At 34.5% G+C, this 1,514-nt stretch carries 1 protein-coding gene; it reads left to right on the top strand.

The genetic code is table 11. From position 1 onward, the window contains the following. Positions 1-129: 129 nt before the first annotated feature. Positions 130-1,380, top strand: a complete 1,251-nt coding sequence (gene mmp10, locus Q0138_RS04660) for a methyl coenzyme M reductase-arginine methyltransferase Mmp10 (protein ID WP_297981565.1) — start codon at positions 130-132, stop codon at positions 1,378-1,380. Positions 1,381-1,514 lie beyond the last annotated feature (134 nt).

A 1,514-nucleotide genomic window follows, 5' to 3' on the forward strand; every position in this document is an offset into this window, starting at 1 on the left:
TTATTCATTTATTTATTATTCATTTATTTATTATTCATTTATTTATTATTCATTTATTTATTATTCATTTGTTGATTTATTATTTATTTAAAAAACTAATTTTGATTATTAAAAAGATTGAGGAATTTTATGCAAGTTATAGCAGACCTAGGTGGAACTCCTGGTAAGGATTGTAGAGGTTATTGTAAGTTTTGCTATTTTAGAAAAGTAAAACCTTTAACCGAAGCTCTTGGCTGTCAACATTGCCCTCCAAATAAGGTAGGTTGTTCCAGATGTTTGGAAGGTGTTCAGGAAGCAGGTAAAGAGTTTCAACAACCATTTTCCGTACTTAATGAAGTTCAAATGGCACTTATGATGAATCCTGTTCGTGATGCTAACCTTAAGGTAAATATTTCAGGAGGCGGAGATGTCAGTTGCTATCCTCATTTGGAGGAGCTCATTTTCAATTTGTACCAATGGCAATTGCCTATTCACTTAGGTTATACCAGCGGCAAGGGGATTGATGATGGAAATATCGCCAGCAAATTCCTTTCACAAGGGGTGGATGAGGTCACATATACCATCTTTGCTGCAGATGCTCAATTAAGAAAGGAATGGATGTTGGATCCTAGCCCTGAAGAGTCATTAAAGGCTGCTCAATTATTTGCAGAAGGTGCAGACTTACATGCTGCAGCTGTAATTATTCCTGGAGTCAATGATGGTGAAGTTCTTGCAAATACCTGTGAAAAATTAGAGGAATGGGGTGCAAAGGCATTGATGATGATGCGTTTTGCAAATTCCTATGACCAAGGACTTATTTTAGGTAATGAACCTGTTGTTGAAGGTATTGTTCCTCATGAAATCCTTCAATTTGAAGAGCTTGTAAAGGAAGTCAATAAGGAATATGATTTGCGTGTTACAGGTACTCCATTGGGAGATCCTACAATAGGGGCTCCATTTATTTTATCAAAACCTGAATATGAAGAGTTTTTAGACATTTTGCCGCCAGTTACAGGTGAAGCAACTATTTTAACAAGTAAGATTGCAGCTCCTTTCCTAAAACGTATTTTTGATAAGATTGCACCGGACAATGTTAATGTGATTGCTACAAAAAAAGACATTGCATGTCTTATGACAAAAGAGGATCTTGTACCACTTGATTTAAGCGATATTAAGGATGCGGTTATTCTTCCGGGAAGAGCTTTCATTCACCAAATGGATGCCGAAAGGATACTTGGTGCAGATGGAGTCAACAGATTGGTTGGCTATGGTCCGGACACCTTAAGTGTTGATGGTGAATTAAGCAGTGGTATGAGTGAAGAAGAGGTAATTGAGCATGAATTGGAATCTTTCATTGATCTTATTCAGGCCATAAATTTCTTTGGAATGAAAAGAATTTAATTTTTTTCCTTATAATATTAAAAATGTTATATATTTATCAATAATAATAAATATGTAGATTAAAAAATCTGATTTATAAAAGACATTTGGATTTTTAATATTTTTTAAATACGGGGAAGAATATTTCTCCATAT

It is taken from the genome of uncultured Methanobrevibacter sp., from assembly GCF_937906425.1.
In the GTDB taxonomy this organism is placed as follows: domain Archaea; phylum Methanobacteriota; class Methanobacteria; order Methanobacteriales; family Methanobacteriaceae; genus Methanobrevibacter.

Bases quoted from the DNA above. Each gene is read 5' to 3' on its own strand.
- mmp10 (WP_297981565.1), top strand. From the start codon at position 130: ATGCAAGTTATAGCAGACCTAGGTGGAACTCCTGGTAAGGATTGTAGA.